This is a genomic window from Streptomyces sp. P5F9, assembly GCF_057961495.1.
The window spans coordinates 44,085-59,231 of sequence record NZ_JBXVPZ010000004.1; the positions used below are offsets into that span (position 1 = coordinate 44,085).

Below are 15,147 nucleotides of genomic sequence, written 5' to 3' on the forward strand. Positions count from 1 at the left end.
CGAAGTCACCGGAGACCTCGGCGACCGAACAGGGGGCGGGCGCATGACCGACAGCACCGTACGGATCGACGGGAACACCTTGCGGCTGCCCGGTGGTGTGGCGGTGCGGTTCGTCCGCACGCTACGGCTGCCGGAGACGGGCACGCATCCGTTGCCACCGGGGCTCGGCGAGTTCCCGGTCCGGCGGGTCGCGGACTTCCCGGACACCGTGCCCGCGGAGTGGCGGGCGCGGGGCGGGGTGATGCTGCCGGTGTATCTGCGCGAGGCGATGTGGCTGAGCTTCGCGGGCACACGGGAGCCGGCCGCGCTGCAGGTCGGGGTCGGCAAGGTGTGCGCGGTGTCGGGCGAGCCGTGGAGCGACCGGCTGTCCCGGGACCCGCAGAACTACGTGGTGCTGCCCCGCCAGCCGTGGCTCGACGGCATCAACTCCGGCAAGGGCACGGTCCGCCAGTTCGTCGCGGTCCCGCTCGGCCTCGGCGCGACCGTCGAGGGGCAGGTCACGGGCGAGGAGGTGTGGGGCGGCGTCCAGCTCCAGGCCTTCCCGCTCGACGAACGGGAGTTGGCCACGTGGCGCGAGGCGGAGCGACGCCGGTCGCAGCGGTCCCGCGCGCGTACGACGGCCCTGCCGACCGGTGGCTACGGCAGCGTGCCCGCCATGCCGATGATGGCCGCGCCCGGCGCTCCGCCGGCACCGAGCCCCCGAGCCACCGCCATGGGACTCGGAGTCGGCGGTTCGATGCGCCAGGAGGTCTACGAGGACGACCGCCCGCTGACGTCCTGGGCCGAGGAGCCCGCCGGACGGGTCTTCGTGCACCTGGTCACGCCCCCGGAGTGGCGCCGCATCACCGGCGAGGCCCCACCGCCGTCGCCGGTGGACCGTGCCGCGTACACCCGGGCGGGGCTCCCCTGGTTCGACTACTACGACCAGGACGCCGAGGATCTCGCCCCCGCCGACACCCTGGGCGCGGTGCAGCCGGTCGGCGACTGGCTGGGCGACGACCACGAACCCTGGCAGGAGCCCGCGGCCGACCAGGTGCAGCCCCTCAAGGACGCGCAGGGCAAGCCGGTGGAGGACGGCGACTGGTAGTCCATCACCGGGCAGCCGACTGGGCAGGTCACCCACCCGACGCTCGTTGCACTGGATGCAACGCCCGTTGCCGTTCTTGCGCTCAACGGCCCCCGCACGCCAAGGTTGCTGTGACGACCGAGGCGAGCGACGACCTGAGGGTGTGGGCATGACGAGTGGTGCGGAGGCGTCACGCGAGGGCTGGAGCAGGCGCCGTTTCATCGGCGCCCTGGGCGGAACCGCGGCGGTCATCGCGGTCCCCGCACCGGCCGCGGCGCCGGCGGACCCCGATTCGTCCCGTACGACCACGCCGGAACCGTCGGCCGCGAAGGCACCGGCACCCGACGCACGCCGTAAGGGCAAGGGCTCCGGCCCCCGCCCCCTCTACATCGGCACGTACACCTCGGTCGACGGCGGCGGCAAAGGCATCGGCCTCGCCACCTACGACACGTCGACCGGGCAGATCACCGGCGCGGGCACCCTCACCGGGGTCTCCGATCCGTCGTACCTCACCGTGCACCCCGACGGCCGCACGCTGTACGCGGTCGACGAGCAGACGGCCGGCGCGGTGACCGCCGTAGGCCTGGCGGACCGTACGATCCTCGGCGCCCGGAACACCGGCGGCGCGGGCCCCTGCCATCTGTCCGTGCACCCCACCGGCCGCTGGCTGCTCAGCGCCAACTACACGTCCGGCAGTGTGGCCGTGCACCCGATCGACGCCTCGGGCGCGCTCGGCGAGCGCACGGCGCTGGCCAAGCACTCCAGTCCGCAGCCGGGTCCGGGGCAGGACGGCCCTCACGCGCACCAGTTCGTGACGAGTCCCGACGGCGGTCATGTCCTCGCCGTCGACCTGGGCACCGACACGGTCTACACCTACCGCCTGGACACCACGAAGGGCACGCTCACCGAGGTCTCGCAGGCGCACACCCGCGCGGGCGCGGGCCCACGCAGCCTCACGTTCCACCCCGGCGGCCGGTACGCCTACCTGGCCAACGAGGTCGACGACACCGTCGCGGTCTGCGCCTACAACCCGGCCACGGGCGCCCTCTCGATCGGCGACCCGCAGTCCAGCGGCAGCACGGGCAGCGCCACCAACTACCCGGCGCAGATCCTGGTGACGTCGAACGGCGCGTACGCCTTTCTCGCCAACCGCGGTGACAACTCCCTGGCCCGGTACGCCGTCGAGGCGGACGGCGCCCGGCTCAGGCTGCTGGGCACGGTGCCGGTGTCCGGTGACTTCCCGCGGCAGATCGCTCTCTCGCCGGACGGGACACTGCTGTTCGCCGCGAACCAGAAGTCGAGCACGGTCAGTGTGTTCCACGTGGACGACAGCACGGGTCGACTGCGGCTCGCGGGCGAGCCGTTCGCGTCACCGGTCGCCGTCTGTGCGCTGCCGCTGTAGGGGGCGCGGGCAGGACGCGGCGCTGGCCTGGGTGAGCAGCACATGCATGCGCTCGGTGAGGTGGGCGACCGTGTCGGCGGGCGCGTGGAACGGCAGGCGTACGTCGCCGTGGGCGCGGGCGCGCTCGATGCGCAGGGTCAGTCCGTGCCGGTCGACGGCGAGGGGCTGGACGCGAACCGCGCCGTGCAGGCTGTCGGGTTCGACGAGCCGGGTGAGCCGCTCGACCGCGTCGGAGTGGCAGTCGGCGAGATGGGTCAGCAGCTGAGCCTCGGCCAGGGCCAGCGGGTCGGGTTCGGCGGCGGCGAACTCGTCGAGGTCGATGACGACCGCGCCGGTCGCCGGGCGCAGCACCACGCGCGTTGCCCGGAAGGCGAGTTGACCCTCATCGGGCACGAACCACCCGGCCAGCCACAGCCGGGCCCGGATTCGGTTGCGCACGGGGACGGGCGCGACGTCCGCGAACTCCAGGACGGCGGACGGCTCTCCGCGGGGCGCGCAGATCGCGGCCGCCAACAGGGCGCTGTCCTCGGGCACTTGCAGGACTACCCGGCCGTCGTCGTCCACACTGTGCGCACCGACGAACTCCTCACGACCGCCCTCCGCGGTCACCGCGCAGGACCATGCGGCGGCGAGCACCGAGCGGGCCCGCTCGGCCGCGGCAGGCACGGCCGTCCACGTCTGGCTGTCACCCATCCCTGAACCTCCTTAGGTAAGCCTTGCCTAACCTATCGAAGATCGGAGCGCACGCCAACCACGCCACGCAATCTCTCCACCAAGTCGTCCAGGACGAGTTCCGAGCGACTCCAGGACGCGTTCAGGGCGAGATGACGCCCAACAGGGCCCGCGCACACAGATCGCGCACCTGTTCCCGGCTCAACTCCGGCCCCCGCAGCCACTCCAGACAGACGGCGGTGGTGAAGGCCAGCCAGCCGCGCACCGCGAGCTTCGCGTCGGGCCGCTCCGCCACGGCCGGCCCGAACTCGGGATCCGCGGCCAGCGCGGCCAGGATCTGCCGCTCCTGCGCCGCCAACGCCCGCTGATAGACCCGCCGTACGGTCTGGTCCCCCGCCGCGTCGGCGCGGTGGAAGGCGCGATAGCCGTGCGCGTGGCTGTGCACGTACTCCAGATACGTGTCGAGGGCGGCGGCCAGTTGCTCACGGGCCGGTACGCCCGGCACGGCCGCCGTCATCCGCAGCATCCGCTCGCTCTCGCGCTCGACGACGGCCGCGAAGAAGTCCCGCTTGGTCGGGAAGTAGTGGTAAAGCAGCCCGCGGGAGACGCCGGCGATCTCGGCGACCTGCTCGATCCACACGTCGTCGTAGGGATCCTCGGAGAACAACCGCGCGCCCACCGTGAGGAGTTGCTCCCGGCGCTCCTCGGTGCTCAGCCGGCGGCGCGTGCGCTCACCCTGATTGGCGGCCATTCCCGCACTTTACTTGACGTCGGTTCAACAACGGGATCAAACTGAAACCTGTTATTGAACCCACGTACAACAGGCTCAATCTGCCGCAGGATCAAGGGAGATCGCGTCATGGCGGAGACGACCACGGCGACGCCGACCGCGCTGCCGAAGGGATTCCGGAGCGCCGAGCAGGGCTGGCCCCACCTCGACCGCATCCCGCATCCCCCGCGCCGGGTCCCGCTGCTCGGTGACGTCCTGGGCGCCGACCGCCGCACTCCCCTCCAGGACACGCTCCGCTACGCCCGCCAACTGGGCCCGGTCTTCCGGCGGAAGGCCTTCGGCAAGGAGTTCGTGTTCGTGTGGGGCGCCGACCTGGTCGCCGACATGGCGGACGAGTCACGGTTCGCCAAGCATGTCGGCCTGGGGGTCGCGAACCTGCGGCCCGTAGCCGGGGACGGCCTGTTCACGGCGTACAACCACGAGCCCAACTGGCAGTTGGCACATGATGTGTTGGCCCCCGGCTTCAGCCGCGAGGCGATGGCCGGCTACCACCCGATGATGCTGTCCGTGGCCGAGCGGCTCACCGACCACTGGGACCGCGAACTCACCGCCGGACGACCGGTGGACGTGCCCGGCGACATGACCAAGCTGACCCTGGAGACGATCTCGCGCACCGGCTTCGGCCACGACTTCGGTTCCTTCGAACGCGACCGCCCGCACCCCTTCGTGACGTCGATGGTGGGCACGCTCAGCTACGCGCAACGCCTCAACTCCGTACCGTCGCCGCTGGCCCCGCTCCTGCTGCGGACCGCGACCCGCCGCAACGAGGCGGACATCGCCTACCTCAACCGCACGGTGGACGAGATGGTGCAGGCCCGCCGCCAGGCGAGCGGGACCGGCGACGGCGACCTCCTCGACCGAATGCTCGACACGGCCCACCCGGAGACCGGCGAGCGCCTCTCCCCCGAGAACGTCCGCCGCCAGGTCATCACCTTCCTCGTCGCCGGCCACGAGACGACCTCGGGCTCCCTGTCCTTCGCGCTGCACTACCTCGCCCGTCACCCGGAGATCGCGGCCCGCGCCCGCGCCGAGGTGGACCAGGTGTGGGGCGACACCGAGGCCCCCGGCTACGACCAGGTCGCCAAGCTGCGCTACGTCCGCCGGGTGCTCGACGAGTCGCTACGGCTGTGGCCGACGGCGCCCGCGTACGCCCGCGAGGCCACCCGGGACACCGAACTGACCGGGGTCCACCCGATGCGCCGAGGCGCCTGGGCGCTGATCCTCACGCCGATGCTGCACCGCGACCCCGAGGTGTGGGGCGCGGATGCCGAGGAGTTCGACCCGGACCGCTTCGACGCCAAGGCCGTACGCTCCCGCGCCCCGCACACCTTCAAGCCGTTCGGGACGGGAGCGCGGGCGTGCATCGGCCGCCAATTCGCCCTGCACGAGGCGACGTTGGTCCTCGGCCTGCTGCTGCGCCGCTACGAACTGCGCCCCGACCCGGCGTACCGGCTGCGCGTGACCGAGCGTCTGACGCTGATGCCGGAGGGCCTGCGCCTGCACCTCGACCGCCGCCACGCGGCAGCGGCCCCCGCACCGGTCACGGTTCCCGACGAGGTGCGGTCAGAGCCCCGCTGTCCAGTGCACGGGACGGACGACTGACTCCGGCAACCTGGTCCCGGCGCTTCCCCGGGCCGCGTTGACCTGAGGCTGGGTGAGGAAGAAGGCGCCGGTCAGATCCGCGTCCGTGAGATCGGCGTCCCGCAGATCCGCACCGATCAGATCCGCACCGCGCAGGTCGGCCCCGGTGAGATCGGCAGCGATGAGACAGGCACCGCGCAGAGTGGCCCCGCTCAGATCGGCGCCCCTGAGCCGGGCACCCATGAGGTCGGCACCCCGCCGCTCCTTCTTCTTGCCCCGCGCCCCGGCCCGCACCAGCTCACTGGTCCTCAGCAGCAGCACGTTGACCTCCTGCCGATGCGCGCCCACGTCCAGTGCGGCGAGCTCTTCGGGGGTCCCGCGCGTGAGTTCCTCGGTACGGCCGAGGGCCCGGCGCAGGTCGGGGTGGACCGGGCCGGCGGCGGGCAGGGTCAGCGCCTCGGTCAGGTACCGGAGCAGTTCATGAAGCTGCCGTACGACGGGAAACACGTCGAACATCCGCCGGGCCTGCTCCCGGGGAGCCGTACGCCAGTCCTGTCCGCCGAAGGTGACCTGGGAGACCTGCTGCCCGGCGCCGAAGCAGTCGTAGACCGTGCAGCCGGTGAAGCCGCTGGTCCGGAGCTTCGCGTGGATACCGCAGCGGTGATCGCCCTGAAGATTCGGGCACGGCGTCCCGGCGGCCTTGTCGAGCGCGAAGTCGGCCGAGGCGGCGAAGGGCAGTGCCACACAGCACAGCCCGAAGCAGCGCTCGCAGTCTCCGCGGAGGTCGGAGAGGGCCGCTATGTGATCTTCCATGCCGTTCAGCGTACTGACCCGGTCGCATCGAGGCGGGCCAGCCGATCCGGATCGGACAGGATGTACATCTCGGTGATCCGCCCGTCGGCGACGGTGACGCCCATGACCGAGAGGACCTGCCCCTCGGAGGCGTTGACGACGCCCACCGAGCCGTTGACCAGGGCGAGTCGGGCGTGGCGGGCGAACGGGGCGAACAGGAGCGCCTGTTCGGCGACCGCGCGTGCGCCGCGCATCGCCTTGGACGCGGCCGCGCCCCGTACGAGGGCTCCGGAGTCGGCGCGCAGGGCCACGTCCGGGTGGAGGAGGGCGACGAGGGCGTCGAAGTCGCCCTCGCGGGCGGCGGCGAGGAATGCCTCGACGATCTCGCGCTGGCGGGCGAGGTCGGGGTCGGTCGACGGGCTCGCGCCCTGGACCCGGCGGCGGGCTCTGCTGACCAGTTGGCGGGTCGCGGCCGAGCCGCGTTCCACGATCGGGGCGATGTCGTCGAAGGGCACCGCGAACATGTCGTGCAGGACGAACGCGAGCCGTTCGGCGGGTTCCAGGGTCTCCAGGACGACGAGGAGGGCGAGGCCCACGGAGTCGGCGTGGAGTACTTCCGCCTCCGGATCGAGTTCCGTGAGGGGTCTGATCAAGGGGTCAGGGACGAAGGTCTCGGTGAAGGTCTCGTCCATGGGGTCCTCGCGGCGTGACGAACGGGAGCGCAGCAGGTCGAGGCAGACCCGGCCGACGACCGTGGTCAGCCAGCCGCCGAGGTTCCTGATGTCGTCCGCGTCGGTCCGGCTGAGCTTCAGCCACGTCTCCTGGACGGCGTCCTCCGCCTCCGGCACGGAGCCCAGCATGCGGTAGGCGACCGCGCGCAGCCGACCCCGGTGTGCCTCGAAGCGGTCCGCCAGAAGGTCCTCGTCGTTCATACCGTCCCCGTGATCGATTCTCGCCCGCGGCCGGTCGTTCGACGGCGCGCTGGACGTACTGAAGGATATTGACGGAGCCTGCGCGCGACGGCATGATGACCGACTGCGTGGCCTACGCCGAACCTCCCACGACCGTCCCCGGCACGGTCTCCCAGCGGAGGCAAAGGGACCAGTGTCTCAGGTCGTTGTCGCAGCCCGATCGCCTCGGGCGAGGTTGCCGGGGAGCCGTCGCTCAAGGCGTGGAAGGCCGCGATGACAGCCCGTAGGAACTTCAAGCGCCAGGTGCGCGCCCGCGCCGCCAAGACCGGCGAGTCCTACACGACCGCCCTCCGGCACTTCCGTCCGACTCCATCAGGAGACGTCATGCCGGAAGCAAGGAACCCCAAGCGCGTGCGGCTCGCCGTGGCGCAGACCCCCGTACGCGAAGACCCCCGAGACGTCGAAGCGCTCCGCGAGAGCGGGCGTGAGGTCCGTGCGCTGATGCGCGAGGCCGGTGCTCAGGGAGCGCGGATCGTGCACTTCCCGGAAGGCGCGATCTGCTTCCCCAACAAGTACGTCATGTCCGTCGACGGCCCGGACGCGGTCGGCCCCGCGGACTGGGACCGGTGCCAATGGCCGGTGCTCCAGGCCGAGTTGGCCGCGATCGCCGAGCTGGCCCGTGAGCTGCGGTTGTGGACGGTGGTCGCGGCGGCGCACCGTCTGACGGGCCCGAACCGTCCGCACAACAGCCTCTACGTCATCTCCGATCGCGGCGAGGTCGTCACACGCTACGACGAGCGCCTGCTGTCGAGGACGAAGGTCTCGTACATGTACTCGCCGGGCGTCTCACCGGTGACCTTCGACGTCGACGGGGTGCGCTTCGGCTGCCTGCTCGGCATGGAGATCCACTACCCGGAGCTGTTCGCGGAGTACGAGAAACTGGACGTCGACTGCGTCCTGTTCTCCACCAGTGGCACCCCGGGCAACACCGCCGCCCAGGCCCAGGGCCACGCCGCGGTCAACAGCTACTGGGTCAGCCTGTCGGTGCCCACGCAGCACAGCGGCACCGCGCCGTCCGGGATCGTCGCCCCCAACGGCGACTGGCTCGCGCGGTGCCCTTCGGACGACTCGCCGTCGGTGGCCGTGGTGAACCTCGACGACAGTTCGGAGGCCGCCGCCGACGCGGTGAACTACGCACGTCCCTGGCGTCGTGAGGCGCGGGCGGGCGTCTACACCGAGCACCACGTGACCGACCCGCGCAGCGAGGACCGGACAGCGGCCTTCTAACTCCCGGTGTTGAGCGGCCCGTTGGGCAACCTCTTGCCCGGCAGGCCGCTCAATAGCGTTGCGCCTTCGCCAACTTGGGGGTCAGCACCGGCTCCGGCGGCTTGGCGCTGATGGCGACCGGCTGGGCCTTCGCGCCGGGGGCCAGGTTCTCGGCGCCGACGTAACGGGTCTCCACCACCTTCCCCGAGGAGTCGAGGAAGTCGACCTGGACGGCGTAGGACGCCTTCTTGTCGGTCTTGTTGGTGATGGTGACGACGACGGCGAGCAGGCCGCTGGTCTGAGCGCGCGGTTTTCCGGTCATGGCCACGTCCGACATCGCGTTGCCCTGGCCCTCGACGTCCTTGAGTTCGTTCTGGGCGTCCTTGCTCGCGCGGGCCACTTCCGACGACACGGAGGCCTCGAATGAGGACGCGGCCGCCGACGCGGAGGACGCCACGGCCGAGGCCGCCGCACGGGCCGACGCGACCGCCGACGACGCGGCCGACTTCAGGGGCGACGGTGTCATCCCCGAGAAGGAGGCCGTGTCCGGGGTCGATACCTGCGAGCTGCTGCCGGAGGTGTCGTTGTCGTCGCCGCACGACACCAGCGCGACCGTGCTCGCCGCGACGACGGCGAGGACCAGGGCGGCCGGGCGGGCCCGGCGGAGCGACTTGCTGTTCAGTGGCTTGGTATTCATCGAAATGAACCTTATGTCGGAACTTTCGATGCGGCACATCACCGAGGGCCACCGGGTGACGGGCCCGCCCCGCCTGCCTCGCGGGCGTTACCTCGCGAACAGCTCGAACGACACCGCCGGCTTTCCGCCGACCTCTCCCCGGTGATCGTCGCCCACTTGGTCAGGAGCTCGCGGGCGTACGTCTCCGGGTCCTCGTCCGTCAACGCCTCGATGTACGTGCGGTGTTCGAGCAGGGAGCGCACCCCGCGTTCCAGGCCGGAGGCCGCGTCCACGGCTCCAGGCCCTGGTCCCGGAATTCCGGGAAGATCCATCGGTTGCCCGCGTCGCCGGCCGCGTCGAGGGTGGCCCGGCCCACGGCGACGTGGTCGGGGGTGTTCCAGGCGATGCCGTACTCGATGACGCCGTCCCGGTGGTCGAGGAACTCCACCTCGCTCACGCCCACGACCGCCGCACTGGCCCGCTGCTCGCGTTCCCGGAGCGGGGGGCTCTACGCCTCGTCCCGCGTGAGGGCGAGCAGCCGGTCCAGGACGCGCGGGCCGCCCGCCCGCACCCCGTCGTGCTCGAACTCGTCGGTGACCCAGGTGCGCAGGCCGCGGATCGTGCGGGCGGTCTGGAGCGAGTGGGCCGCGTCGACGTACATGTCGTCGTGGTAGACGGCCGCGGCGACCGGGACCTCGTTGACGGCGAGGCGCGCGGGGTCGTAGAGGGGCTGCCAGCCAGGGTGGGCGGCGAGGAGTTCGGCGGTCTCGCGGAGCGGGCGCAGGGCGGGGTCGCAGTCGAACATCCAGGGGTGGATGGACTCGCCGGTGAAGAGGAGGGGGCTGTCGCCCGCAAGGGTCTTGGCGGCGTCGAACTGCGGGAACTCGGCGCGGACGCGCTCCGCGGACCAGGCGGTGGGCCGGTCGTCCTGGCCGTAGACCGACTCGTGGACGAGGGCGTACAGGGGGTGGCCGGCGTAGGAGAGGGAGTTCTGGACCTCTTCCTGGAACGCGTCGGAGAGTTCGTGGCCGCTCGGGGTGCGGACGAAGGCGTTCTCCAGGAGGAAGTGGAGGCGGTGGCTGCCCTCGCTGCCGCCGAGCATGATGCCGAGGGACTGGAAGGCCTCGGCGGTGAGCCGGTAGCCGTTGGGGAGGACCGGCTCGTGCCGCATCAGGTGCTCGGCGATGCGGCGGGCGCGTTCAACGTCCTGCGGGTAGCGGTCGTAGTGGGCGGCGACCTTGCGTTCGATGCGCGGGTAGGCGGCGCGGTAGACGTCGTCCGCGTGGGCGTCGAGGGACGGGAGGCCACCGGTGAGGACGGCGGCGCGCAGGCCCTCGGGGGCCGTGGACAGGTAGTTCACCGTGCAGAAGCCGCCGAAGCTCTGGCCCAGGACGGTCCAGGGGGCGCCGCCGGTGAGGGCGGGGCGGATCGTCTCGCAGTCCCGGACGATCGAGTCGGCGCGGAAGTGCGTGAGGTGCTCGGCCTGCTCGGCCGGCCCGCCGCGCAGCGGGAGCGTCTGCCGGGTGAGCGGGGTGGAGCGGCCGGTGCCGCGCTGGTCGAGGAGGAGCACGCGGTAGTCGTCGAGCGCTCGGCCGAGCCAGGCCTGCCTGCCGACGAAACGATTCGCCCCGAAACCGGGTCCGCCCTGGAGGTAGAGCAGCCACGGCAGGTCCTCGCGCTGCGCCTTGTCGCTCGCGACGACCTCACGGGCGTAGAGCTCGATGGTCTCTCCCGTGGGGTCCTCGTGGTTGAGGGGCACGGTGAAGTGGCGGTCGGTGAGGACGACGCCGGGCTGGCGGTAGCTGACGGACAACGGGTCTCCAGGGACGGACGATTTACGGGCCGCGTCACATCTCAGCACATGCGCGTCCGATATCCGACCCCCTGGATCATGAAATCCTGTTGATCGCTACTGACCGACCGGTCAGCGGGCGGCGAGGCTGGAGCGGCGCACCACCAGTTCCGGCTGGAGCACGACCCGCCGGTGCTCGTGCGGGCGAGCCGTCGTGTCCGCCTCCGCCTCCGTCTCCTCCAGGAGCAGCTCGGCGGCCAACGCGCCCATGGTGACGGCCGGTTGACGGACCGAGGTGAGCGGTACGGCTGCCGCCGCCGCGAACTCGATGTCGTCGTAGCCGACGATCGCGAGGTCGTCGGGGACGCCGACCCCGGCCGCGTACATGGCCTGGAGCACGCCGAGGGCGAGGAGGTCGTTGGCGCAGAAGACGGCCGTCGGGCGATCGGCGAGGCCGAGCAGCCGGGCGCCGGCGTCCCGCCCGGCGGCCACGTCGAGCCGGTCGGTGGGCAACTCGCGCAGCGCGTCGGGGTCGAGACCGGCCTCCGCGAGCGCGTTCTTCGCACCGGTACGGCGGTCCCGCACCTGATTGAAGCCGGGCGGGCCGCTGACGTACGCGATGGAACGGTGCCCCGCGTCGACCAGGTGCCGCACGGCGAGCGCGCCGCCGGCGACGTCGTCGACGGAGACCGAGCACTCGGTGGTGCCCTCGGCGACGCGGTCGACGAGCACGAAGGGGATGCCGTGCCGGCGGAACGACTCGATGTTGCGTCCCGTCGCGTCCGCCGGGGTCAACAGCACGCCCCGCACCCGCTGTTCGGCGAAGAGCGAGAGGTAGTCGGCCTCCTCGACGGGGCTCTGCGCACTGTTGCAGACCATCACGCCGAGCCCGGATTCGCGCGCGGCCCGCTCGGCGCCGCGGGCCACGTCCACGAAGAACGGGTTGCCCATGTCGAGGACGAGCAGCCCCATGATCCGGCTGCGCCCGGCGCGCAACTGGCGCGCGGACTCGCTGCGGACATAGCCGAGGCGGTCGATCGCGGACAGCACCCGGGCCCGGGTCTCCGTGGCGACGGTGTCCGGGCGGTTGATGACGTTCGAGACCGTGCCGACGGAGACTCCGGCGGCGCGGGCGACGTCCTTGATACCCACCGGCTGGGCCATCAGGCGGAGACCTCCAGGGTGACGTGGGACGGCGGGCAGGTCTTCACATTACCGTCATGACCTTTGACGACTCCGGCGACCGTCCCGGTCACGCGGGCAGGGCGAAGTCGACGACGTGGAGTGCCGAGGGGGTCGTACCGCTCGACTTCTCCTGGTACATGAACGACAGCACGTTGTCCGCCTTCACCCGCAGTTCGTCGATGACGACCTCACCGAACGCGTTCAGGTCGCTTCCGTCGTACAGCAGCGCCCAGTCGGTGTACCCGGAGGACTTCGAGGCGCCGGCGATACGGCCGTAGGGCAGGACCGCGTAGGCGTTGTCGTACTTGTCCAGGACCAGCTTGGTGCGCTGGCTGGAGTTGAGCGCGAGGGGGATCTCGGTCTTCTGCCAGGTGCCCGACGAGTTCTTGCGGACGTGGAAGGCACGGCCGTTGGCGGTGCGGTCGGCGACGTAGTCGGTTGTGCACTGGCCGAAGCGGCCGGGGACGTAGCTGATGATCGCGTGCGGGAGGCCGGTGGAGTCGGTGGACTGGCTCTCCTGGTTCATCAGCGAGTGGTCGGGGTTGAGCGAGTCGACGACCAGGCCGGCGTCCGTGACGGCGACGGTGTCCGAACTGCCCGTCGTTCCTACGACCGTTCCGGCGTCGTTGCGCCAACTGCGGCCCCGGTCGGTCGAGTAGACGTAGCCGGTGTCGTGGTTGGTGATGCCGCCGCTGCTGCACATCACGGCGGCGGACTGCTCGCGCCAGGTGAAGAAGGAGTGCAAACGGCCGTTGACGTCGTAGTCGATGCCGTGCAGGTACATGTTGCGGGCGGTGCTGGAGCCGTGCGTGCTCGTGTAGGTGCCGGTCGAGCTGGTCCACTCCCCCAGCGCGGTCCAGGTCGAACCGTCGTACTCGGCAAGGGCGTTGCGGCCGTTTCCGGAGATGCCGGCGCGGTAGCTGAGCTGCAGCTTGCCCTCGGGGGTGGCGATGAACTGGGGGTAGGTGAACTGGGTGGTGAGGGCGACGCCGTCCAGCGTGGTCTGTACGGCGCCGAAGACGGACGAACTCCACGCGGTGGACACCGGGTTGTCGAGGAGGCCGGCGACCGACTTGACGTAGGAGAAGCCGTCGCTGTGGGAGTCCATGTTGAGGTGCAGACGTCCGTCCACCTTGGAGACGCCCATCGAGATGACGTTGTGGGAGTCGTCGCTTTTGAGCTGGTGGGAGAGGGTGACCGTGGACCAGGTGGAACCGCCGAGGACGCGGCGGGCGACCACCGCGTACTTGGTGGACGTGTACCAGGCCGCGTACTGGTAGCCCTTGTAGGTCAACAGGCCGTTCTTCTGGAACGAGTTGTTGTTGACCAGGCCGTCGTAGGAGACGAAGTAGACGGCGGTGGCGTCGAGTTGGGTGCTGCCGGTCTTGCTGACCGAGGGGCCGGTCGCGGCCCGGGCGGTGCCTGCGGCGAAGGCCTGGGTGGTCGCGGCGCCCAGGAGGGCGGCGCCTGCGAGCAGTGTGCGTCTTCTCATCTCGGGAGACTCCGTTGTCATGCGAGGTGGAATACTTCGGTGAGCGGTTTCATGGCCTCGTCGGGACGGGCGCCGTCCAGGGATTCGAAGAACGGCGCCATCTCCGCCTGCCAGCGGGCGTTGATGTCGGTGGCTTCCATGCCGGCCTGGGCGGCGGCGAAGTCCTCGGTCTCCAAGTAGCCGACCAGCAGGCCGTCTTCACGCAGGAAGAGCGAGTAGTTGTGCCAGCCAGTGGCCGAGAGTGCGTCGAGCATCTCGGGCCACACGGCGGCGTGCCGCTCGCGGTACTCGTCGAGGCGGTCCGCCCGGACCTTCAGCAGGAAACACACGCGGTGCATCAACACCCCTTTGGGGAAAAGGGACTTCAGAACTCTCGGAATCTTCGGGACTAGAAGTTGAACTGGTCGATGTTCTTCGCGTCGAAGACGGTCGGCTTGCCGAGGCTGATCACGCCGTCCTTGCCGATGGTGTACGACGTCCCGCCGGCCTTGAAGGTCTCGCCCTCCTTGCCGGTGATCTGCCCCGACACCAGCGCCACCGCCGTCTGCGCGGCGAGGGCGCCGAGCTTCGCCGGGTCCCACAGCTCGAAGCCGTCGACGGTGCCGTTCTTGACGTACTTGCGCATGTCGTTGGGGGTGCCGAGGCCGGTCAGCTTGACCTTGCCCTTGTACTTGGAGCCGGAGAGGTACTGGGCGGCGGCCTTGATGCCGACGGTGGTCGGGGAGATGATCCCCTTCAGGTTCGGGTGCTCCTGGAGGAGACCCTGGGTCTGCTGGAAGGACTGCTGGGCGTCGTCGTTGCCGTAGGCGACCTTGACCAGCTTGATGTTCTTGTACTTCGGGTCCTTCAGCTCCTCCCTCATGAAGCCGATCCAGGTGTTCTGGTTCGTCGCGGTCTGCGCGGCCGACAGGATCGCGATCTCGCCCTTGTAGCCGATCTGCTGGGCGAGCAGCTGCACCTCGGTGCGGCCGAGGTCCTCGGCGCTGGCCTGCGAGACGAAGGCGTTGCGGCACTCCGGGTTGGTGTCGGAGTCGTAGGTGACGACCTTGATCTTGTTGCTCATCGCCTGCTTGAGCGCGGTGCACAGGGCACCCGGGTCCTGCGCGGACACGGCGATCGCGTTCACCTGCTGCTGGGTGAGCGTGTTGACGTAACTCACCTGGCCGGCGGTGTCGGTGGCACTGGTCGTGCCCACCTCCTTGTACTTCTCGCCCAGTTCGGTGAGGGCCTTCTCGCCGCCCTTGTCGGACGTGGTGAAGTACGGGTTGTTGACCGCCTTCGGCAGGAAGGCGACGGTGAGCCCTTTCTTGAGCGCGGCACTCGGGTCCGCCTTGCCACCGGTGACGGCCGACCCGGTGTTCTCGTCCTTCACGTCCTTCTTGGTGGTACCACCGCAGGCGGTGGCGACGAGGGTGAGCGAAGTGACGGCGACGAGGGCCGCACAGGCACGCCGAAGGGATGTCTTACGCATAGCAGGGGTTCCTTTGATATGAGGGGTGAGTCAGGCGCCCTGAAGGGGCGC

The 15,147-nt window shown here is 70.6% G+C and carries 14 protein-coding genes and 1 pseudogene; 4 read left to right on the forward strand and 11 right to left on the reverse strand.

What is annotated here, in order from left to right:
- The first annotated feature begins 43 nt into the window (after positions 1 to 43).
- The gene (locus tag AC31A1_RS01590) at positions 44 to 1,087 is read left to right on the forward strand and encodes a hypothetical protein (RefSeq protein ID WP_489651422.1); all 1,044 of its coding nucleotides are present in this window, start codon (positions 44 to 46) and stop codon (positions 1,085 to 1,087) included.
- A gap of 148 nt (positions 1,088 to 1,235) precedes the next feature.
- Positions 1,236 to 2,468 (forward strand): lactonase family protein, encoded by a 1,233-nt coding sequence (locus AC31A1_RS01595; RefSeq protein WP_489651423.1) that lies wholly within the window; start codon positions 1,236 to 1,238, stop codon positions 2,466 to 2,468.
- Here the strand turns inward: AC31A1_RS01595 and AC31A1_RS01600 are convergent.
- Complete coding sequence (locus AC31A1_RS01600; protein WP_489651424.1) at positions 2,436 to 3,161, reverse strand: DUF2470 domain-containing protein; 726 nt, start codon at positions 3,159 to 3,161, stop codon at positions 2,436 to 2,438. The two genes, AC31A1_RS01595 and AC31A1_RS01600, sit on opposite strands and share 33 nt — an antisense overlap.
- Before the next feature lie 121 nt (positions 3,162 to 3,282).
- Complete coding sequence (locus AC31A1_RS01605; RefSeq protein WP_489651425.1) at positions 3,283 to 3,891, reverse strand: TetR/AcrR family transcriptional regulator; 609 nt, start codon at positions 3,889 to 3,891, stop codon at positions 3,283 to 3,285.
- Between the two features lie 108 nt (positions 3,892 to 3,999).
- On the opposite strand from AC31A1_RS01605, the gene AC31A1_RS01610 reads away from it, so the two are divergent.
- Complete coding sequence (locus AC31A1_RS01610; protein WP_489651426.1) at positions 4,000 to 5,532, forward strand: cytochrome P450; 1,533 nt, start codon at positions 4,000 to 4,002, stop codon at positions 5,530 to 5,532.
- On the opposite strand, the gene AC31A1_RS01615 is transcribed toward AC31A1_RS01610, so the two are convergent.
- Both AC31A1_RS01615 and sigJ read right to left on the reverse strand, forming a co-directional pair.
- On the reverse strand, positions 5,494 to 6,324 hold the full coding sequence (locus AC31A1_RS01615; protein ID WP_489651427.1) for a pentapeptide repeat-containing protein: 831 nt from the start codon (positions 6,322 to 6,324) through the stop codon (positions 5,494 to 5,496). The genes AC31A1_RS01610 and AC31A1_RS01615 overlap by 39 nt on opposite strands.
- A 5-nt stretch (positions 6,325 to 6,329) precedes the next feature.
- Complete coding sequence (gene sigJ / locus AC31A1_RS01620) at positions 6,330 to 7,235, reverse strand: RNA polymerase sigma factor SigJ (protein WP_489651428.1); 906 nt, start codon at positions 7,233 to 7,235, stop codon at positions 6,330 to 6,332.
- 252 nt (positions 7,236 to 7,487) lie between these two features.
- On the opposite strand from sigJ, the gene AC31A1_RS01625 reads away from it, so the two are divergent.
- Positions 7,488 to 8,501, forward strand: coding sequence for a carbon-nitrogen hydrolase family protein (locus AC31A1_RS01625; RefSeq protein ID WP_489651429.1), 1,014 nt, complete (start codon positions 7,488 to 7,490; stop codon positions 8,499 to 8,501).
- Positions 8,502 to 8,550: 49 nt separating this feature from the next.
- On the opposite strand, the gene AC31A1_RS01630 is transcribed toward AC31A1_RS01625, so the two are convergent.
- From AC31A1_RS01630 to rhaS, 7 genes and pseudogenes are all read right to left on the reverse strand, one after another.
- Positions 8,551 to 9,177, reverse strand: a complete 627-nt coding sequence (locus tag AC31A1_RS01630) for an FxLYD domain-containing protein (RefSeq protein WP_489651430.1) — start codon at positions 9,175 to 9,177, stop codon at positions 8,551 to 8,553.
- An 87-nt stretch (positions 9,178 to 9,264) separates the two neighbouring features.
- Positions 9,265 to 9,658 (reverse strand): annotated as a pseudogene (locus tag AC31A1_RS01635) (PIG-L deacetylase family protein); the annotation flags it as partial.
- Positions 9,659 to 9,664: 6 nt separating this feature from the next.
- Positions 9,665 to 10,969, reverse strand: a complete 1,305-nt coding sequence (locus AC31A1_RS01640; protein ID WP_489651431.1) for an alpha/beta fold hydrolase — start codon at positions 10,967 to 10,969, stop codon at positions 9,665 to 9,667.
- A 111-nt stretch (positions 10,970 to 11,080) separates the two neighbouring features.
- Positions 11,081 to 12,112, reverse strand: a complete 1,032-nt coding sequence (locus tag AC31A1_RS01645) for a LacI family DNA-binding transcriptional regulator (protein WP_318020551.1) — start codon at positions 12,110 to 12,112, stop codon at positions 11,081 to 11,083.
- An 88-nt stretch (positions 12,113 to 12,200) separates the two neighbouring features.
- Complete coding sequence (locus AC31A1_RS01650; protein ID WP_489651432.1) at positions 12,201 to 13,625, reverse strand: BNR repeat-containing protein; 1,425 nt, start codon at positions 13,623 to 13,625, stop codon at positions 12,201 to 12,203.
- Between the two features lie 17 nt (positions 13,626 to 13,642).
- The gene (locus AC31A1_RS01655; protein ID WP_489651433.1) at positions 13,643 to 13,963 is read right to left on the reverse strand and encodes an L-rhamnose mutarotase; all 321 of its coding nucleotides are present in this window, start codon (positions 13,961 to 13,963) and stop codon (positions 13,643 to 13,645) included.
- A gap of 50 nt (positions 13,964 to 14,013) precedes the next feature.
- Positions 14,014 to 15,096, reverse strand: coding sequence for a rhamnose ABC transporter substrate-binding protein (rhaS, locus tag AC31A1_RS01660; protein ID WP_489651434.1), 1,083 nt, complete (start codon positions 15,094 to 15,096; stop codon positions 14,014 to 14,016).
- Between the last annotated feature and the right edge of the window lie 51 nt (positions 15,097 to 15,147).

What these genes read in the sequence shown, in the direction of transcription:
- AC31A1_RS01590 (WP_489651422.1), top strand. Translation starts at nt 44, where the DNA reads ATGACCGACAGCACCGTACGGATCGACGGGAACACCTTGCGGCTGCCC.
- AC31A1_RS01595 (WP_489651423.1), top strand. Translation starts at nt 1,236, where the DNA reads ATGACGAGTGGTGCGGAGGCGTCACGCGAGGGCTGGAGCAGGCGCCGT.
- AC31A1_RS01600 (WP_489651424.1), bottom strand. Translation starts at nt 3,161, where the DNA reads ATGGGTGACAGCCAGACGTGGACGGCCGTGCCTGCCGCGGCCGAGCGG.
- AC31A1_RS01605 (WP_489651425.1), bottom strand. Translation starts at nt 3,891, where the DNA reads ATGGCCGCCAATCAGGGTGAGCGCACGCGCCGCCGGCTGAGCACCGAG.
- AC31A1_RS01610 (WP_489651426.1), top strand. Translation starts at nt 4,000, where the DNA reads ATGGCGGAGACGACCACGGCGACGCCGACCGCGCTGCCGAAGGGATTC.
- AC31A1_RS01615 (WP_489651427.1), bottom strand. Translation starts at nt 6,324, where the DNA reads ATGGAAGATCACATAGCGGCCCTCTCCGACCTCCGCGGAGACTGCGAG.
- sigJ (WP_489651428.1), bottom strand. Translation starts at nt 7,235, where the DNA reads ATGAACGACGAGGACCTTCTGGCGGACCGCTTCGAGGCACACCGGGGT.
- AC31A1_RS01625 (WP_489651429.1), top strand. Translation starts at nt 7,488, where the DNA reads ATGACAGCCCGTAGGAACTTCAAGCGCCAGGTGCGCGCCCGCGCCGCC.
- AC31A1_RS01630 (WP_489651430.1), bottom strand. Translation starts at nt 9,177, where the DNA reads ATGAATACCAAGCCACTGAACAGCAAGTCGCTCCGCCGGGCCCGCCCG.
- AC31A1_RS01645 (WP_318020551.1), bottom strand. Translation starts at nt 12,112, where the DNA reads ATGGCCCAGCCGGTGGGTATCAAGGACGTCGCCCGCGCCGCCGGAGTC.
- AC31A1_RS01650 (WP_489651432.1), bottom strand. Translation starts at nt 13,625, where the DNA reads ATGAGAAGACGCACACTGCTCGCAGGCGCCGCCCTCCTGGGCGCCGCG.
- AC31A1_RS01655 (WP_489651433.1), bottom strand. Translation starts at nt 13,963, where the DNA reads ATGCACCGCGTGTGTTTCCTGCTGAAGGTCCGGGCGGACCGCCTCGAC.
- rhaS (WP_489651434.1), bottom strand. Translation starts at nt 15,096, where the DNA reads ATGCGTAAGACATCCCTTCGGCGTGCCTGTGCGGCCCTCGTCGCCGTC.